Origin of the sequence: Colwellia asteriadis (assembly GCF_039523295.1) — a bacterium.
GTDB lineage: Bacteria > Pseudomonadota > Gammaproteobacteria > Enterobacterales > Alteromonadaceae > Colwellia > Colwellia asteriadis.
Genome location: NZ_BAAAFA010000013.1, coordinates 44,897 through 64,413 on the forward strand (window position 1 = coordinate 44,897; position 19,517 = coordinate 64,413).

Genomic DNA, 19,517 nt, shown 5'->3' on the forward strand with positions numbered 1-19,517 from the left:
CTACTTTTTAGCAGATATTTTTGATTGGTGTTGTGGATATATTCATAAGTGACAGTAGCAGCCTTTAGCTTTATTAATAATTAAATTAGCATTAAAACCTTTAATATAATTTTTAAGGATTATATCGACAATTGAGCTTTCAATTGAACACTCAATTCCTTCGCCGTAAGGCCCTAAATAAACTAATTCACCTTTATTACCTAAAATTAAAATGGCAGGCGTTGATGGAATGATATTACGATTTTTTACTGATAATTCGATTTCTTTTATCGTGAAATCACTTTGTCGCGCTTGTCTGTTAATACTCTCTTTATGTGGAGCGCTATAGGAGGCACAAGAGCAACCTTGGCTGGTGAAATGAATGATAGTATTATTTAATCGAGCATTTTGTAGTGATAAGTCAGTTTTTATATTATTAACGATTGCTATTGAGTCTTGGTCTAATTTATTAGAGGGGTCAAAGGCAACTAAGCGACCAAAAATAAAATATTTAGCCGCTATTACTGTAAAAATTAGCCATAGGATAAAGACGATATATTGATACCGTCTGACACCGTTGTTTTTATCGATCATAGTAATTACAAGAAACGCTTGACGCTATCGCTCAATAGTTGAGTAGATTTATTAATATTTTCAGACTCTTGCTCTAGCTGTGCAATTCTATTCAAGTCATCTAATACCAACAATTTTATTTTTTCGGTGCTTTGAGCAATACCCTTGGTTGTTGAGGATTGTTCCTCAATGGCAGTCGCAACCAAGCGGGCAATACTGCTTGAGTTAGTCACTAGGTCTGCGGCATTGAGGATTTTTTGATTGGCAACTTCAGAGACTTCAATAATTGAATTAACCGCTTCGATACACGCTTTCATTGAATCGGTAGATGATTTTGAATCACTATTAAGTTTAACTAAGGTATCTGCTATTTTATTTGTACTTTCTTTAGTGCGGTTCGCTAAGGCTCTGACTTCATCCGCAACCACAGCAAATCCTCGTCCTTGCTCACCCGCTCTAGCGGCTTCAATCGCCGCATTTAATGCTAGTAAATTAGTTTGATCAGCAATACTGGTTATTTCACTCAGTACTTGGGTGATCATTTTACTTGAGTTAGCTAAGGCTTCGATATCAGTATTAGTGTCATTAAGTGTTACAGCAAGCTCTTGATTATACTTGTTAATATTAGTTATATCATTGTTGGTTTCTTGAGTTAACTCATTCGCTTGACCCATTTTTTCGCTTAATTCTGCGGTTTCATCGGCGATTGAAGTTACAGTGATTGCCATTTCTTCAATGGCGGTAGCTATCATATCGGTTTCTTTTTGTCGTGCCGAGGCTGAATCAGTAAGCTCTATTTGAGTTTTTAGTAAATTATTGGAGTTATCTACTAGCTCACTGGTTTGGCTTTTAACGCCCGTAATTACTTTCTCCATTCTCCCTAATAAGTTATTAAAACCAGCTAGTTTTTTATTTTTACCATTGTTTGATCTAATTGATAAATCAATAGAGTGCTCATCAGCTGTTAATTTTTCAGTAACTTCAGCTAATTCTTTACCGACAAAGCCATCGTTATATAAAGATCTTGCAATAAAACCCGCTATAACTGCTTCAACAAGAGCATAAACCGCATGGATAATAACGGTCGAGAATTTCAGCCTATCTTGATCAAAAACGTATACCGCCATGTTATTGGTTTGCATGAAGTAAAAAGATAAATGATGGACGGCTATAACCACTATGGCAGAAATAAATACCCGCCAATCACGGAAAATAATGAGTAAAGCCATTAAAATGAATATTTCAAAATGGACTTCAATTAATCCATTCATCTGATGAATATGTAGCGCTGAAAAAATCATGGCTGAAATAGCCGCAGTATGCTTAGTTAATACTGCCGTAGGTGCTGTTTTTATTAACCATAACGGCATTAAGGCTGCAGGTAGACCAATGATTATTGCTTCAAGAAATGTATTATTTACGAACGCCATAAAAATGGATTCTAAAAATAAAATAGGGAATAGTGCGGTAAATAGTTTATTAGTATTACTCACAGACTTCTGCCTTGCTTTTGTAATTGTTAATGTACTCAAATAACGGCGTTAACCTGTTATTTGAACGCTTTAAAAATTGATGATGCTTTAAGTTATCATAGCATATCTATACTCACTCTCTTAAATGACATGTTGTGATTGGCGGTATTATTAACGAGTTATAAGGTTAATGCTTAAGGGGATTATCTTCTCTTTATAAAGGTGAGGGAAGAAAAATTACTTGATATGCTTTGATGATTAACTGACTATGATTGTTGGTTATTATCTGGAGTCTTAATAATGATAGAAGAAAAAATAAAACCGCGATTTTGTGAAACAGATGCATTAGGGCATATTAATAATACGGTCGTTGCGCAATGGTTCGAAGGTGCAAGAGACCCAGTTTTTCAATGGTTTATTCCTGATTTGTCGGTAAAAAAGTGGACCTTGATTTTAGCGCGCACTGTGGTTGATTTTCATGCAGAGCTGCAATATGGGGAAAGTGTTGTTATAAAAACCTATGTAGGTCGAACAGGTAATAGTTCATTCGATATTTACCAAGAAGCTTGGCAGCAGAATAAAAAATGCGCTTCAGGTACGGCAACTATGGTCTACTTTGATTATGAGCAGAAAAAATCTCAAAAAATACCAGAGCAAGTGCTGCAAGCAATGGCTAAACATCGCTTTAATGCCGAGCTAACTTAACCTGAGTCAAAGTTGTTTTAAGTACACTTAACGAGTTACTCAATATCAAATGAGTAATAAATGTCAGTTGAGTGTTCTAACCCACTGACGACCTCTAACCACAGGCGATTAAGTAAATACATTCGCACTGTGAGCTCGTTAATAGGTTTATCAATGCCGCGACCATACTTTAAGTAAATGCGGTTACCAATATAACCGCTAATAGTTGCTTGTGTGGTATCGCCATCACTTTCAGTATCAACAGAAACATCACTAATAAGTGGTATTTCTTCTATTACTTTAAATAAGCTTTCACTGCTACTGACCCCTAAACCAATTAGCATATTAGTGGCTGCTTCACTATTACTGCTATTACCGCCTGAGTCTAAACTACGCCCTCGTACCAAGTAAGAGAGCATTTCAGATGTTTGCATGCTTGGTGTTGAAAATAATTGCATTTCTAAAGTGTCAGCTAAGCCAGTTACGGTTATGCCTACTTCAACATCTTCATTTTTAATATAACGGCTTGCACGCAGGTTTACGTAAGGATTTTCAACGGGGCCATTAAAGGTTAGCTCGCCTTGGCTAATGGCGAGTCGTTGCCCATAAGCTTGGAAAGTTCCTTGGTCAGAGTGTATTCTGCCAAAAAGCTGTAGGGGGTTTTGCTCTCTTTGGCTAATGTGTAATTGTCCAAATAGCTGACTTTTTAAGCCTTGTCCTGATATTGTAAAAGCTTTGTCAATATTGACTTGAATATCTGTTTGTATATCTAAGCTTGCTGCTTTCTGAGTTAGTTCTTGGCCTTGTTGGTCAACAATAACGACATCATCACTTAACGTGACGCTACCCTCGGGAAGCTTTTCAATATTGTAATTACCTGAGAGTACGTCGAGTTTTCCGCTTACAAGTAGCACTTTATCATGCAAATTAAAGTTAAGAGTTGGTGCGACTTTCATGGTTAGTTGCGGTGGAAAAATTAAGGGAAGTTGCGTAGATTTTAGGTCTAAATCTAAGCTTAAACCTTGTTGCCAGGCAAGTTCACCGTTAATGTTGGCTTTGTTATTGTCAATATCAAAACTGGCATCTAGTTGCGCAATGTTGTTTTTTACTTGCATTGCAGCGTTGATATTTTGCAGTTTGTTTGGGTTTTCGCGTAACAGTAAATCACCTTGGTTTAGTTGTAAATCACCGCTAACTAAAGGAGATTGAAGTGAACCATGAATGGCTAACTCTGCAGACAATTCACCTTGTAAGCTAACAATAGCGCCACTGAAAGATTGAAAAGGCTGTAAATTAAAGTTATTTAACGCCATTTTCCCGCTAATAGGGAAGTCATCATTAAACTGCATTTTTGTATTCATATTAAGAAGTGCTAGGGCATTTTTATTGCTTAATACAAACTGACTATTGAGTTGTTTTTCGTTGATGGTAAATGCCAACTTACCTTGGTGCCATTGGCTTACTTGCTGGTCGGTATATTCATCAATAACTTTAATGTTACCGCGTGATAATTCAAAGTTGCCACTGGCGTTTAAATTTTGAGTTGCAGACCAGGTAGCATTGAGTATGCCGTTTACCGTGCTTTTTAGTTGTACTTCTTTAGGTAAAAATAATTGGTCGATAATGCCTAAATCAATGTCGATGTTTAAGGTAACATCACCAGTATTACCTAAGGTAGCATTTTGTGGTAAACACAGTTTAAGTCCTTCACCTAAAATGCAGTGCTTCTCTAGTGAGAACAATTGTTTTTCGACGTCAATATCGAGTGAAAAACTGTGGTTATTTTGCCAAACGAATCCTTGATGACTAAAAGACACTTGCGCTATTTCACTTTGCCATTGCTTTAGGTTTTGCTGCCATTGGCCTTCAAAAGTAATTGCTCCGCCTAAATCACCTTGCCATGAAGTATCAACCTTATGTTGATTAATATCACCAGCTAAGCTGAAGGAAAATTGTTCTAAAGCAAGTGCTGTAGGCTCTGGGTCCTGATTTTTTTGCTGAAGCGATAGTCTATCGCTACTGATATTTAGCTGTATTTCATGAGAGTTAAGAGGGCGGTAGTCACCTTTTATCGTAATTTTATCACTTTGGAGCTGCTGAAAGGTAAAGTGAGCTAGTTCACTGTTAAGGTTAATCGTTGGATTACTCTGCTCACCCTGCACGGTAAATTTCGATTGTAGTGCCCCATGGATTTGATGATGCCATTGGTTTAAATTGTTAATGGTTAATTGACCGATAAGCTGCCAATTATCGCTTTTTTGGGCTTGTAGCGTTAATTCACTGTCATTAAAAAGTAGGTGTAAATGACTACTTTTTAATGCGCCAGAAGATACATGGCCTTCATTATTCAAAGTAATATCACCCTCAATAAGTAGAGGGCTGTTGTTGATGTTACCGGTCAGCTCAGTATTGTTAATTGATACATACCAATGGTTATTATTAATTAAGCCACTGCTATCAATTTGGCCATTTACTCGTCCCGTTAATTGTTGAAATGGCAAGGATGATAATAATTCCGCGGGCGCTAAGGTGGCTAAGTCTAATTCAGGTAGCGTAAAGCCTGTAGAGCTAGCATTGAGTTGCCATTGAACAATATTACCTATGTTAGTACGCGTATCAACACTACCTTGTAGGTTAAGTTGGCTGCTAGATTGTTGGTCATCAAAAGTTAGCTCCTCTATTGTGACTAAGCCTTGTTGATGTTTTGCGGCTATTGCAAAATCAGCATTGTTATAGCCGTAGCTATTAATATTACTATTAAGCGTTAGCGCTTGTTGCTTTATATCTCCTGAGGCTTTAAGCGTTACTATTGACGGTTGTGTCGACTGAGTAATAGATAATGGCAAAGGCAGCTTTTCAGCATTGAGTTGCACGGTAAAAGGCAGCTCTGCTTGTATTAAATTAAGCTGTGCTTGGCTGTTGAGTATTAAACTGCCTTGGCTTTGTAATGTTAATGCTAAATTATCTAAGCTACCTTGTATGTTAAGTGTTTGCGCTGAATTTGCTATTTCGGGCCAAAACTCAAGTTGATGTATTTGTGTAGTTAATTCAGCATTTACTTCATAGGGCATTGTTAAGGTTAATGATGCCACTGCAGAGTTGATAGCATAATCTTGGGTTGTAAAGCTAAAGGCATCAACAGCTACGTTGTGCTGAGCCCAGCTCGCGCTTAAGGTATGATCATACGAGTGCCACAGTAGCGATTGTTGTGTCTCACTTTTTGTTTTAGTCGCTTTAGCTGTGTTTTTTATTACTTGTAGCTCAACCAGCGCTAATTCTTTTATCGTTAATGCTATGGGTAAATGCACTTCAGGTAAGTCACTAATACTGCTATGAATAGCTGATAAAGCATCGCCTTTTGTTAGCGAATTAGGAGCCGTATTCATAGCGCTTTTATTCGCTAAATCTATATTTTCTTGCAATAGCGTGACGATAACCTGCTTAGCATTTGGAGTGTTTATAACAAAGTCGCTGTTATTAATCGCTACGCTACTGGTAAATTGTGAGACTGTAATGAGTGTATTGTTCAGTGTTATTTGGCTATTAGCTATAGTTAATTGGGGAGCGTCAATAGCAAACGGCATAGTGATTAATACATTATCGCTAGCGGTATTAGTGTCTGTTGTGCTGCCTGACCAATGAGTTAATGTAAAGTCACTAATATTTAGCGAATCTATACAGAATTTTTTCTGCCAAATACAGGAAAAATCAATAATGGCGACAGCATTTGTTGCTTCAATACTAAGGTTGCTAAAATTAAGGTGTATTGAATTTAACTCAATATCTCTAACGAGTGACCCTGCTTTATAGTCTGCCTCAAAGCCATCAATATTATTTAATAAGCTTAGCGTTAACTGCGTGCCCCACGGTGTAGTAACGAGAATGGTAAATAAGCACAGTAATAAGGTTGCATATTTAGCAATGCTAAAGCTTAGTTGTCTCTTGGTCATAGCTCTGCACCTAAACTAAAATGTAATCGCCAATTTTTATCTTCACCGTCAATGCCGTACGCAACATCAATTTTAATAGGGCCAACAGGCGACATATAGTGTAAACCTGAGCCAATAGAGTAAACGGGCTCAAATTCTCCTTTATTATTAGCACTACCACCATCTGAAAACATGGCTACACGCCACTTTTCAGTGAGGTAATATTGATATTCAATACTGGCGACAAATAAACGCGTGCTACCAACCACTATTTCTTCATTATCATTAGGGTCAGAAGATGCAGGTATAGTTGAAGCAATTGATTGATAAGCAAAACCACGAATACTTTGATCACCACCAGCATAAAAACGTAATGATGGTGCTAGTTGTGCATCTCGGTCAATAAATACAGCACCAAGCTCTGCACGAGTAACAAGCCTATGTTTAGGCGCTAAAGTGGTTATGTAATTCCATTTACCATGCACCCGAAAGAAGCTATTGTCTGAGCCTGCATTTAAATGCGCTCCTTCAATATTGTAGGTTTGCCTAAATCCTTCACTTGGATCCAGCGGTGAGCCTGCACGGGTGGTGCTTGACCAAGTAATGCCTGGAATCACATAGCTGACTTTATCGACTTCACTCCAGCGTAAATTAGGTGTGTTTTCATCTAAGTTGTATTGCCATGCTTCTTCATGTAAACGTGTATAAAGCTCACGTTGCCAGTTGTTTTTGTTGCTCAGTCGTCCTATTTGAATAGAGTGAAACTTAGTATCTAAATCGGCATATTCATCGTCTTCAACCATTACTTTAAATTGCAATAAGTCATTTGTCGGGTGGCTTATAGGAATGCTATAAATGAATTTACCGGTGGCGTTGACTGACGAGTATTTAAATCGGGTTTCTTGAAAATGGCCATATTTATTAAGTTTAGGGGTGCGCCAACCTGCTGATACTCTAAATAATGTGTCGGTGGCGTACCCTAAACCAAAGTCAAATAAGTGGCTTTTAGCTGGCGTTACAGTCACGTTAATAGGTACCAAAAACTGATGTTTTTCGGGCACTATAATTTTTTCACCTGGCAGCGCTAGAATGTTACCAAAATACTGACTTGCTTGTAATTGCTGTTGTAATTGGTGAAATGCCTTAGCACTGTAATATTGCTCGGGTTTAAATGGCACTAAGCTTTTTAGCAGTGCAGGCTCTAAGTCAAAATCGTTGAAGTTTACATGACCAAACTTATACCTAGGGCCACTTTCATACAGCAAAGTAATATCAGCATATTGATGATCATCTTTAATTGTTATCTTATGTTCAATAAATTTACCGTCGAAATAACCACGACGTAAGGCCAGCGATAATATGTCTGATTTTAGTGTGCTATAAACACTATGATTTAAGGTGTCACCTTGTTTAATCGACCTTTGAGTGAGCAGTGCTTGAAAAGCTGAGTCGTTAAAGGCTTCGCCATTAATAATAATATGTACTTTATCGACAATTGTTGCTTTGCCTATGTTGATGGTCAGCGCTAACTTTTGCGGCGCAGACTTGTCCTGTTTATTGAGGTAGGTTATTTGGCTGGAAATGTCTGCACGATAATAACCTAAAGCGTTTAAAGCATCACGAGTACTATTTTTTGCAGAGTATATAAAAGCAGAGCGCTCTAGTTCTGTATTAGGTAATTGGCCTAAATGAGAGTAAATATTTTTACGAACCGCTTTAGGCATTTCACCATTTAGGGTAACGGTAAGGTTATTAGCGTAAACATTGTTAAAAAGTAGTAAACCTAAGAGGCAGGTCAGTATTAATTTACAATATGTCACAATATATTAAACCTGAAACCATGAAGTGTGCTGTTATTGATGTACTTTGTGCTCAAAAAATTATCAATGTACTGTTTAACTATTAACAAGTGAAAGTTTACGCTATAAAAGCACAATAAAGTAGTGATCTTTATGCTAACACGCTAATAATTTAGTAAATAGATCTTAGGAGCTGTTGATCTTTCACGGTTAACTTTTGTTCAAGCTAAAAGGGCTTTAAGCGCGCCGAGTAGTGTTATCGCCTTTTTAGGTAACGCTACATTACAAAGGCTCTGCCTTGTATAAATGCCTAACAATTCGTTGCAAAAACAATCTCGAAAGAGCAACAGCGCCTAATTGATCACTTGCATATCGCTTGTTTTTAAAAGCATAAATGCTATTGACTAAAATAAATGACTTTTTAGTAAAGAAAGCACTCGAATTTGATCCTATCTCACTATAGAATTACCCCCTTAAACTAATTTTGTTAGACAGGTATCTTCAATAGAAGTCGTTAATTATTATTTAACGTAATAGTTGACGAATAGCAGTCAATGTCTCGATAGCGCAATCAATAGGATTTTTCATGGCGGGTGTAAATAAAGTAATTATTGTTGGTAACTTAGGTAAAGATCCTGAGGTACGTTTTATGCCAAATGGCGGTGCGGTAGCGAATATTACCGTGGCTACGTCAGACTCGTGGAAAGATAAACAAACAGGTGAACAAAAAGAAAAAACTGAATGGCACCGTGTGGTAATGTTCGGAAAATTAGCCGAAGTTGCAGGTGAGTATCTTAAAAAAGGCTCAAAAGTTTATCTTGAAGGGCAATTACAAACACGTAAATGGACAAACCAACAAGGCCAAGATCAGTATACAACTGAAATTGTACTGCAAGGCTTTAATGGCGTAATGCAAATGTTAGACGGTCGCGGACAAAGTGGTGGTCAACAAGCTGGCGGTGGTTTCCAGCAACAAGGTGGTGGTTTCCAACAACAGTCTGCCCCTCAACAGTCTGGTGGCTTCCAGCAACAATCTGCGCCTCAACAACAAGGTGGCTTTCAGCAGCAAGCGGCACCACAGCAGCAAGGTGGCTACCAACAGCAATCTGCACCTCAACAACAGCAAGGTGGTTTTCAGCAGCAAGCAGCACCACAGCAGCAAGCATATAATAAACCACAACAAGGTGGAGGCTTTGCACCACAGCAGCAAGCACCTAAAGTAAACCCACAAGAGCCATCAATTGATTTTGATGACGATATTCCGTTCTAGCTCTTACTAAAGACTTGAACACTATGACTCAATAAAAAACCCAGCTAGTTGCTGGGTTTTTTATTAGGTAAGTTTATAGGCATTGATGTAATGCTAAAGTTTACACATTCCTATGATGTTTAATGTTACCATTTCCCCCATCAAAATATTTTATTAAACTAAAAACATATTTTATGTTGGTATATTTTTTGTTAATCCTTAAAATTACCTTCGAGTTATTGAGGTGTTATGCCTCGTAATTTATCAGTCAGCGACAAGGCTTTTAAATACATTTCATACATTAAAAATAAAGGCACATAGCATCGTTATGTCAAATTGGCTCAATATGCCCCCAGAATTCACTCAATTTATTAATATATTAGCAACGCATAAGTTTTTTATTACTTTTGTGGTGATTGTTACTATTTTTATCGCCAAACTTGTTGCGGTAAAACTTATTAAGCGTAAGTCGAAACAAGGTAAAAGGCTGCAAATTAATATGGTTAATAACGTTGTAACGTTATTAATTATTGTGTTTGTATTTAATATTTGGTCGGAAGAAATTCAAAAGTTTGCTTTTTCAATTGCCGCTTTTATTGTTGCTATTGTGTTAGCAACACGAGAGTTTATCCAATGTTTTATCGGCTTTATTTATATTTTATCAAGCAGACCATTTCGTATTGGTGATTGGGTACAAGTAAAGGATTACTATGGTGAAGTTCATTCAACAGATTGGGCAAAATTAACATTATTAGAAGTAAATATTGATGATTATCAATATACGGGTAAAACGCTTTATATTCCTAATAGCCAGTTAATTACCTCGGTAACTAAAAACCTAAATTTTTTAAAGCGTTATGCGATGCACCACTTTACGATAGTTCGTGATGATACCGTTAACCCTTTTGAATTCATTGAGGAGTTAACTAACCAAGCTAACTTTTATTGTGATGACTTTAGAGATGTTGCTATGCGCTATAACCAGTTAATTGAAAATCGGTTAGATATTAATATTGCGGGACCTGAGCCACACATAAATATAGCGACTTCAGATATTGGTAATACACAGGTTATTTTTACAATATTTTGCCCGACTGATAGAGCTTTAGAAATTGAGCAAAAGCTAACGGCAGACTTTATGAAGCTGTGGTTTAAACATAAAAATGCTATGCCTACACCTGAATTACCTATTAAAGTTGTAGAATAAAATAAGGCTGTTGTGTATCAGTGGGGTTATTTAAATAACCCTATAGAGCACCGTAGTTTTTATTTATAGTCTCATGACTTAATTATTATTTTTAATAATTAAGTCATGGGGTTAGTTCATTTACTGCGACTTAAATTTTTACGTAAGGGAATAACTCTATAGATTGCTCTATTATTTGCGCCTTCTGGCTTTTTGCTAAATAAATCGCAAAAATATCACGTGAATAAACTGGGGCATCTTCCACTAAGAACAATTTATTTCGCTCTCTATGCTGGTGTGTCATTTGTCTAGGCAGATAAGCACAGCCACCTGCTTCTAAGATAAAATCCATCGCAATATCGGGTTGATTCATATAATGTTTAGCAGGGTTTGCTTCTTGAAATACTCTCATGTGCTCACTATTCACGGCCTCGCCATAATCAACCATAATAAAGTCTTCTAGTAACGTAGGATCATAAACTGCGCTTGGTGAGGTTGTAACTAAATGCAGCGGTACGGTCGCTACTTTAATGGTAATAAGGTCATCAACAAACGGTGGCTCAAATAAAAAGGCAATATCAATAATGCGACTTAGTACCCGCCTTCTTAATTCAACAGGTGAGTGAGTATTGGTGAGTAAGCAAACATCATCCATATTACGATGAATTTTTTGTAACCAGTCTTGTAAAGCAATATTCCAGATTGACATCATAGAGCCAATAACGAGCTGATGTGCTTCATTACTGGCTATACCTACATCTTGTTTGGTCTTTTGCCACATAAAAATAAGTTCGTTGGCGTGTTTTATTAAGCGATGCCCTTCTGGGGTAAGCTTCAAGTGCTTTTGCTTTCTATCGAATAACAGTACGCCTAAATCATCTTCAAGCAGCTTAATTCGAGCACTTACCGCTGATTGCGTGATAAATAAGTTTTCAGAAGCAACTCTAAAGTGCAAGGTACGGCTGACTTCTAAAAAGGTTTTTAATAGCTCTATTTTCATTATGACCTCAATATATCCATCAACATAATCCTTAAGGTAAGGTTAATCGATTTTTTTTATCAAACTGATAAAAATATAACATTTTATTGTTTAAGATAGTAGCTATACACTGCGCGCAAATCATTACATCACTTTTATTACACTGTTTATATTCACAAAGTGATCCTTTAAGGCGTACATTATGAAAATTGCTATTTTATCAAGAAACCCAAAGCTTTACTCAACTAGACGATTAAAAGAGGCAGGCGAAGCGTTAGGGCATGAGGTTGATATTATTGATACCTTACACTGCTATATGGACATTACCAGCAGTAGACCAACGGTACGATATCACGGCCAAGAGTTACCAAAATATGACGCGATCATTCCACGTATTGGTGCATCAGTAACGTTTTATGGTACTGCGGTAGCAAGACAGTTTGAAATGATGGGTACATTTAATATTAACGACTCAGTTGCTATAAGCCGCTCTCGCGATAAGTTGCGTTCATTACAATTATTATCACGTAAAGGTATTGGCTTACCTAGAACAGGGTTTGCTAGCAAACCAGACAACATTAAAGACTTAATTAAGAATGTTGGTGGCGCGCCTGTGGTTATTAAATTGTTAGAAGGCACACAAGGCATTGGCGTTGTACTTGCTGATACGGCGAAAGCGGCTGAAGCGATAATTGAAGCGTTTATGGGATTAAAGGCTAACATATTAGTACAAGAGTTTATTAAAGAAGCTGGTGGGGCCGATATTCGTTGTTTAGTTATTGGCGGTAAAGTGGTCGCTGCGATGAAGCGTCAAGGTGCTGAAGGTGAGTTTAGATCTAACTTACACCGTGGTGGCTCAGCTGAAGTCGTTAAGCTTTCAAAAGAAGAAAGAGAAACAGCTATTAATGCCGCTAAAATAATGGGCTTAAACTTTTGTGGTGTTGACTTACTTCGTTCGCAAAATGGTCCTATGGTAATGGAAGTTAACTCTTCTCCAGGATTAGAGGGCATTGAAAACGCCACAGGTAAAAACATTGCCGGTATGGTTTTTGATTTTATTGAGAAAAAATCTAAGCCTAAAGCCACTAAAGCGATAGTTGCTAAATAATAATAAAGGATAATTTATGGAAAGTTTAAAAATAGGCGAGTTTGAAATATTACCTGGTGAACAAAGAAAGGTAGAGCTGCCAGTAGCTAAGTTATATACCGATGCTAATGTTTCTTTACCAGTACATATAATTAGAGCTAAAAAGCCAGGGCCAACCATATTTATTAGCGCGGCAGTACACGGTGATGAACTCAATGGTATTGAAATCATTAGACGTTTAATCAGCCAAAAAAACTTTAAAATAACCCATGGTACCGTTATCGCTGTACCTATGGTTAATGTTTATGGTGTGGTTAACCAAAGTCGTTATATGCCTGACAGACGTGACTTGAATCGCTGCTTTCCTGGCTCGGCTAAAGGCTCACTTGCAGGGCGTGTTGCGCATATTTTTTTGAATGAAATAGTAAAACATTGTGATTACGGTATTGACCTACATACAGGAGCAATACACCGCTCTAACTTACCGCAAATTAGAGCGAATATGCAGGACGAGGAAACTAAAAAATTAGCTGAGGTTTTTGGTGTTCCAGTGGTATTGAACTCAAACTTAGTTGATGGCTCTTTACGTGAAGCCGCGGTTAAGCTTGATACACGTGTTTTACTTTATGAGGCAGGCGAAGCATTACGTTTTGACGAGTTTTCGATTCGTGCTGGTATGAAAGGTATTCTTAATGTCTTAAAACATTTAGGAATGATGAGAAAAACATCTAGTAAGAAAAAAGAACTAGAGCCGTTCATTGCTAATGGTAGTCAATGGATCAGAGCTAATGCTAGTGGTATTGTACATAATAAAGCGAACTTGGGAGATAAGGTGACCAAATCTCAAATTCTTGCTGAAATAGGTAGCCCTTACGGTGATATTTTAGATGTAGTACGAGCTAATCGCTCTGGCATATTAATTGGTAAGCAGAATATACCACTAGTGCAAGAGGGTGAAGCAATGTTTCATGTTGCTTACTTTAGCGAAGACGATGAAGAAATTGCCGGGCAAATAGAAACGGTTCAAGAGTTATTATTGCCTGAAAATAACGATATTTAACGGAAGTTACTATGAAGAGTACAAACGAAAAAATAATTATAGGTCGACTTGAGTCTGTGTCATTACCAGACCTTGCTATTAATGACTTACAAGTAAGAGTTGATACTGGCGCTAAAACATCATCATTACATGTTGATAATATTGAAAAGTACATGGCAGGGGGGAAACCTTGCGTTAAATTTGATATTCACCCAGATGTCCATAATGTTGATACAATAGTTCAATGTAAAGCGCCTATTAGTGATATCAGACAAGTTAAGTCATCTAATGGTACTGCAGAGCAACGCTATGTTATTGAAACCACAATTACTCTTGGTAAAGAGTCATGGGTGATAGAGATTACCTTAACAGACCGCTCTGATATGAGTTATCTTATGCTACTAGGTAGAGAAGGCATGGGAAAACGCTTTCTTATTGACCCTGCTAAAGTTTTTATGGGGTCATAATTATTGTAGATAAAGGTATTTTATGACGATAGAACAACTAAAAGAGATTCTGGCTTACACTGTTTTTACAGTATCAGATCAAGCAATAACGTTGGGAAAGTTATTGCTTATTCCACTCTTTTTACTTTTTGGTGTTATTTTAACCAAACTTATTGTTAGGTTAATTACTAAGCGCTTAACTAATAAAAAAACAGACCCTAATATAATTCATTTATTACAGCGTGTGCTTTACGTAATAGCAATTACCATTATTGCTATTACTACGCTCGATTTAATTAATGTACCATTAGCAGCCTTTGCCTTTTTATCTGGTGCTATTGCTATCGGTTTTGGTTTTGGCGCACAAAATATTATTAACAACTTTATTAGTGGTTGGATATTAATGTGGGAAAGACCAATACGTATTGGTGATTTTTTAGAAGTTGAAAATGCTAAAGGCGTGGTTGAAGAAATAAACACTCGCTCTACCCGTATTAGACGAGTTGATGGCGTTCATCTACTTATTCCTAATAGTAAACTGTTAGAAAACACCGTAGTGAACTGGACCTTAGTTGATAGGGTAGTGCGCACTTCCGTTGTCGTTGGTGTGGCTTATGGTAGCTCACCTAAAAAGGTTGCTGAGTTAATCTTACAAGCGACGATGGAACAAAAAGAAGTGTTAACCGAGAATAAGCCTATTGTGAGCTTTGAAGACTTTGGTGATAATGCACTGATATTTGAAAGCGTTTTTTGGATAAATTCTCAAGCTGAAGGTGGCTTAAGAATGATCAGAAGTAAAATACGCTTTAGGTTGAGTGAGTTATTTGAACAACATGATATTGTTGTTGCTTACCCGCAACGCGATGTTCACCTTGATGGTTCGATAACCTTACTACCCCTTAAAGAAGATTAGTTAACCAGCTCGGCTTAACAAATGTTTCTCTAGCAGCTATTTTGCGATAGCAGTTTTAGCTTATTTATAGCTTAACGATTATCGTGCAATTCAGCCTTGCGAACGCTTTAACTAAAGCGTTATACCTGTAACTATTAGTCGTTACTACATATAGTAAACTTCAGTTAATAAAAAAGGATGCCTAGGCATCCTTTTTTGTATTAATAATTAACTTTAGGTTAATTATTTTTTAGCGTTACGCTCTTTAACTTCAGCAATAACTGTTTCAGCTACGTTAGCTGGACAAGGCATGTAGTGAGAGAATTCCATAGAGAATTGACCACGACCTGATGTCATTGTACGTAATGATCCGATGTAACCGAACATTTCTGAAAGAGGTACGTCTGCTTTAATGCGAACACCAGTAGAACCAGCTTCTTGGTCTTTGATCATACCACGACGACGGTTTAAATCACCAATAACATCACCAACGTGATCTTCAGGAGTGAAAACATCAACCTTCATGATAGGTTCAATTAACTGAGCACCAGCTTTTGGAATTGACTGACGGAAAGCGCCTTTAGCAGCGATTTCGAAAGCAACAGCAGATGAATCGACAGCATGGAAGCCACCATCGTATAATTCAACTTCAACGTCTAATACAGGGAAGCCAGCTAAAACACCAGTATCCATCATAGATTTGAAACCTTTCTCAACAGCTGGGAAGAATTCCTTAGGAACGTTACCACCAACAACTGTTGATTTGAATGTGAAGCCTGAGTTTGGCTCACCAGGACGGATGCGGTAGTCGATTTTACCAAACTGACCAGAACCACCAGATTGTTTCTTATGCGTGTAAGAATCTTCAATTTCTGAAGTAATTGTTTCACGATAAGCAACTTGTGGTTTACCAACAACTAAATCAACACCGTAAGTACGCTTAAGGATATCTACTTTGATATCTAAGTGAAGCTCACCCATACCACGAAGGATTGTTTCACCTGAATCTTCGTCAGTTTCAACTTGGAATGTTGGATCTTCTGCAACCATTTTACCGATAGCAATACCCATTTTCTCAGAACCACCTTTATCTTTAGGTGCAACAGCAATTGAGATTACTGGTTCAGGGAAAACCATCGCTTCAAGGGTACATTCATCTTTAGGATCACATAATGTGTGACCTGTTTGAACGTTCTTCATACCAACAATAGCTAAGATGTCACCTGCTTGTGCTGAAGTAAGCTCAGTACGGTCATCAGCTTGCATTTCAACCATACGGCCAATACGCTCTGTTTTACCTGTGAAAGAGTTAAGAACTGTATCACCTTTGTTTAATACACCCGAGTAAATACGGATAAAGGTAAGAGCACCAAAACGGTCATCCATAATTTTGAATGCTAACGCTTTGAATGTTTCTTTAGTATCAACAATAGCGAATTTGCCTGTTGGTTCACCTTCTTCATCAGTTAACGGTTGAGGGTTAACGTCAGTAGGACAAGGTAAGTAATCAACAACAGCATCTAGTACTAATTGCATACCTTTGTTTTTAAATGCAGAACCACAGTATGTAGGGAAGAACAATAATTCGTTAGTACCTTTACGGATACACGCTTTAATTTGCTCTTCAGTCGGTGTAAGTTCACCTTCTAAGTATTCCATAAGTAAATCTTCATCTGCTTCTAAAGCAGTTTCGATTAGTTGCTCACGGTAAATAGCTGCATCGTCTGCCATGTCAGCAGGGATATCTGTGATTTCGTAGTTTTCTGGAAGACCAGTTTCATCCCAAATGTATGCTTTTTGGCTTAATACATCTACAACACCTACGAAATCATCTTCTTCACCAATTGGTAAAGTCATAATAAGTGGGTGAGCACCTAATACGTTTTTAACTTGGTCAGTTACGCGGTAGAAGTTAGCACCTAAGCGGTCTAACTTGTTTACGAAGATTAAACGAGCTACTTTAGAGTCGTTAGCATAACGCCAGTTAGTTTCTGATTGTGGCTCAACACCACCAGAACCACAGAATACACCGATACCACCATCAAGAACTTTAAGTGAACGGTAAACTTCTACTGTGAAATCAACGTGACCAGGAGTGTCGATTACGTTAAAACGGTGCTTTTTCCATTCACAAGTTACAGCAGCAGACTGGATAGTAATACCGCGCTCAGCTTCTTGTTCCATGAAGTCAGTTGTTGACTCACCATCATGAGTTTCACCAGCTTTATGAATTTTACCGGTTAATTTAAGGATACGTTCAGTTGTTGTTGTTTTACCAGCATCAACGTGAGCGAAAATACCAATATTTCTATATTTAGATAAATCTGCCATTACTTTACTCTATTTAATTTCTACTTAAAAAAAGTGGAATTGTTGAAAATTTGCGCGCGAGTATACCATTACTCTAAACAGATCTAAAGAAAACGATGGAAAATTGCTAAATAAATTATTAGCGCTCGGCAATTATTGTGCTCTAGTTATAGTTCTGCTTATATATAGGTAAAGCCTATATATAAGCATACGGCAAAAAGTATTGATAAAGAGGTGTTTGTTAGTTGTAGCTAACAAGGCATGGTTTCAAATAAGGCCTCATTTATTAACATACCGACACTCAATAAGAGCAAAACAATGACGACCAATTTATTAAGTTTATTACAGGACAAAGCCCTTCTGAAAACGCAGAGTTATATAAATGGCCAATGGCATAAAAATGATGACTCTTTTCAGGTAATGAACCCAGCAACCAATACAGTTATTGCACAAGTAAATGATGATAGTGTGGCAGCGGTTTTATTGGCGATAGATGGGGCTAAAAATGCATTTAAAGCGTGGTCAAAAAAACCGGCTAATGAAAGAGCGCAGTTATTACAGCAATGGTTTACTTTAATTGAGCAGCACCAAGAAGATCTTGCTTATATATTAACGGTTGAGCAGGGCAAGCCTTTAGCGGAGGCAAGAGGAGAAATTGCCTACGGTGCTTCTTATATTCAATGGTTTGCAGAAGAAGGTAAGCGTGCATATGGTGATATTATTCCTGCTTCAAGTTCAGATAAGCGTATTGCGGTTATCAAAGAGCCCATTGGCGTAGTTAGTGCTATAACGCCGTGGAATTTTCCTCATGCTATGCTGGCGCGCAAAGCGGCTGCCGCACTTGCTGCAGGTTGTACCTTTATAGGACGCCCAAGTGAGTTGACTCCATTGTCTGCCCTTGCGTTAGCTGTATTAAGTCAGCGAGCAGGTATCCCCGCTGGCGTTTTTAATGTTGTTGTGGGGACTAACGCTCAGCAAATGGGCGAATTATTATCTGAACATAAAGATATTGCTAAACTTAGTTTCACTGGCTCTACGCGTGTCGGTAAATTGCTGGCAGCGCAGTGCGCTAGCTCGGTGAAAAAAGTATCACTCGAGCTAGGCGGTAATGCGCCTTTTATTGTTTTTGATGATGCAGATATTGATGCCGCAGTTAAAGGAGCGATGGCCGCTAAATTTAGAAACGCAGGGCAAACCTGTGTTTGCGCGAATCGAATATTTTTACAGGCAACTATCGCAGATGAGTTTACTGAAAAATTTACCACAGCAGTTAAGGCATTAGCGGTAGGTAATGGGCTTGAAGAAAAAAGTGCCATTGGTCCCCTAATCAACGAAAAAGCAGTTATAAAGGTAAAAGAGTTAGTCGACAAAAGTATTACTTTAGGTGCAAAAATTGTTTACCAACAAAGCAGTGAAAAGTCAGGAGGAGGGAGCTTTTTTGATCCGCTAATTTTAAGTGATGTTCACAATCACATGGATATAGCGCAAGAAGAAATTTTTGGTCCAGTCGCTTCGCTAATTACCTTTAACAATGAGACTGAAGTAATTGCGATGGCGAATGACACTCCTTATGGTTTAGCTGCTTACTTTTATAGTCAAAACATTAATCGTATTTGGCGTGTTGCAGAGCAATTACACTTTGGTATGGTAGGTATTAATGAAGGCGCTATTTCTAATGCAGCCGCACCTTTTGGAGGAGTAAAAGAATCTGGATATGGTAGAGAAGGCTCTAAGTATGGGCTAGCAGAGTATATGACCGTTAAAAGCTTAAGTTTTGGTGGGTTAGGTTAATGTGTTATTCAAGTGTCATACGTTAACAATTTTACTTTATTTATCTTGTAAGCTGACGTTGTAACTCGTACTTAATAAATTGATAATAGTGATAAGAAAAGT

14 protein-coding genes are annotated in these 19,517 nt (G+C 37.6%); 8 read left to right on the forward strand and 6 right to left on the reverse strand.

Features of this window, described 5'->3' with window-relative positions; translation table 11 throughout:
* Nucleotides 1-42: 42 nt before the first annotated feature.
* A complete protein-coding gene (locus ABD005_RS16705; protein WP_343818864.1) occupies nt 43-573 on the reverse strand; it encodes a DUF6436 domain-containing protein in 531 nt (176 codons plus the stop codon).
* A gap of 5 nt (nt 574-578) precedes the next feature.
* The gene (locus ABD005_RS16710) at nt 579-2,045 is read right to left on the reverse strand and encodes a methyl-accepting chemotaxis protein (protein ID WP_343818865.1); all 1,467 of its coding nucleotides are present in this window, start codon (nt 2,043-2,045) and stop codon (nt 579-581) included.
* 279 nt (nt 2,046-2,324) lie between these two features.
* Here ABD005_RS16710 and ABD005_RS16715 point away from each other — a divergent pair, with 279 nt between their 5' ends.
* Nucleotides 2,325-2,729 (forward strand): acyl-CoA thioesterase, encoded by a 405-nt coding sequence (locus ABD005_RS16715; RefSeq protein ID WP_343818866.1) that lies wholly within the window; start codon nt 2,325-2,327, stop codon nt 2,727-2,729.
* A 35-nt stretch (nt 2,730-2,764) separates the two neighbouring features.
* Here ABD005_RS16715 and ABD005_RS16720 read toward each other — a convergent pair whose 3' ends face one another.
* Together ABD005_RS16720 and ABD005_RS16725 are read right to left on the reverse strand one after the other, a co-directional pair.
* Complete coding sequence (locus tag ABD005_RS16720) at nt 2,765-6,658, reverse strand: translocation/assembly module TamB domain-containing protein (protein ID WP_343818867.1); 3,894 nt, start codon at nt 6,656-6,658, stop codon at nt 2,765-2,767.
* Nucleotides 6,655-8,457: an autotransporter assembly complex protein TamA gene (locus ABD005_RS16725; protein WP_343818869.1), complete on the reverse strand. Its 1,803-nt coding sequence runs from the start codon at nt 8,455-8,457 to the stop codon at nt 6,655-6,657. Before ABD005_RS16725 ends, ABD005_RS16720 begins: the two co-directional genes overlap by 4 nt.
* Before the next feature lie 565 nt (nt 8,458-9,022).
* Between ABD005_RS16725 and ssb the strand changes: the two genes are divergently transcribed.
* Both ssb and ABD005_RS16735 read left to right on the forward strand, forming a co-directional pair.
* A complete protein-coding gene (gene ssb, locus ABD005_RS16730) occupies nt 9,023-9,706 on the forward strand; it encodes a single-stranded DNA-binding protein (RefSeq protein WP_343818871.1) in 684 nt (227 codons plus the stop codon).
* Between the two features lie 307 nt (nt 9,707-10,013).
* Complete coding sequence (locus ABD005_RS16735; RefSeq protein WP_252739027.1) at nt 10,014-10,892, forward strand: mechanosensitive ion channel family protein; 879 nt, start codon at nt 10,014-10,016, stop codon at nt 10,890-10,892.
* 130 nt (nt 10,893-11,022) lie between these two features.
* On the opposite strand, the gene ABD005_RS16740 is transcribed toward ABD005_RS16735, so the two are convergent.
* Nucleotides 11,023-11,871 (reverse strand): LysR family transcriptional regulator, encoded by an 849-nt coding sequence (locus tag ABD005_RS16740; protein WP_215981492.1) that lies wholly within the window; start codon nt 11,869-11,871, stop codon nt 11,023-11,025.
* A 181-nt stretch (nt 11,872-12,052) separates the two neighbouring features.
* On the opposite strand from ABD005_RS16740, the gene rimK reads away from it, so the two are divergent.
* The 4 genes from rimK to ABD005_RS16760 are packed head-to-tail and all read left to right on the forward strand — an operon-like array spanning nt 12,053 to nt 15,335.
* Nucleotides 12,053-12,958, forward strand: a complete 906-nt coding sequence (gene rimK / locus ABD005_RS16745; RefSeq protein WP_343818875.1) for a 30S ribosomal protein S6--L-glutamate ligase — start codon at nt 12,053-12,055, stop codon at nt 12,956-12,958.
* A gap of 16 nt (nt 12,959-12,974) precedes the next feature.
* The gene (locus ABD005_RS16750; protein WP_343818877.1) at nt 12,975-13,997 is read left to right on the forward strand and encodes a succinylglutamate desuccinylase/aspartoacylase family protein; all 1,023 of its coding nucleotides are present in this window, start codon (nt 12,975-12,977) and stop codon (nt 13,995-13,997) included.
* A gap of 11 nt (nt 13,998-14,008) precedes the next feature.
* Nucleotides 14,009-14,443, forward strand: coding sequence for an ATP-dependent zinc protease family protein (locus ABD005_RS16755; RefSeq protein WP_343818879.1), 435 nt, complete (start codon nt 14,009-14,011; stop codon nt 14,441-14,443).
* A gap of 22 nt (nt 14,444-14,465) precedes the next feature.
* Complete coding sequence (locus tag ABD005_RS16760) at nt 14,466-15,335, forward strand: mechanosensitive ion channel family protein (protein WP_215981489.1); 870 nt, start codon at nt 14,466-14,468, stop codon at nt 15,333-15,335.
* A gap of 222 nt (nt 15,336-15,557) precedes the next feature.
* Here the strand turns inward: ABD005_RS16760 and fusA are convergent, their stop codons facing one another.
* Entirely contained in the window at nt 15,558-17,645 is a 2,088-nt protein-coding gene (fusA, locus tag ABD005_RS16765) for an elongation factor G (RefSeq protein WP_343818881.1), read from the reverse strand.
* A gap of 297 nt (nt 17,646-17,942) precedes the next feature.
* Here fusA and ABD005_RS16770 point away from each other — a divergent pair, with 297 nt between their 5' ends.
* Nucleotides 17,943-19,415 (forward strand): NAD-dependent succinate-semialdehyde dehydrogenase, encoded by a 1,473-nt coding sequence (locus ABD005_RS16770; protein ID WP_343818882.1) that lies wholly within the window; start codon nt 17,943-17,945, stop codon nt 19,413-19,415.
* The last annotated feature ends 102 nt before the right edge of the window (nt 19,416-19,517 follow it).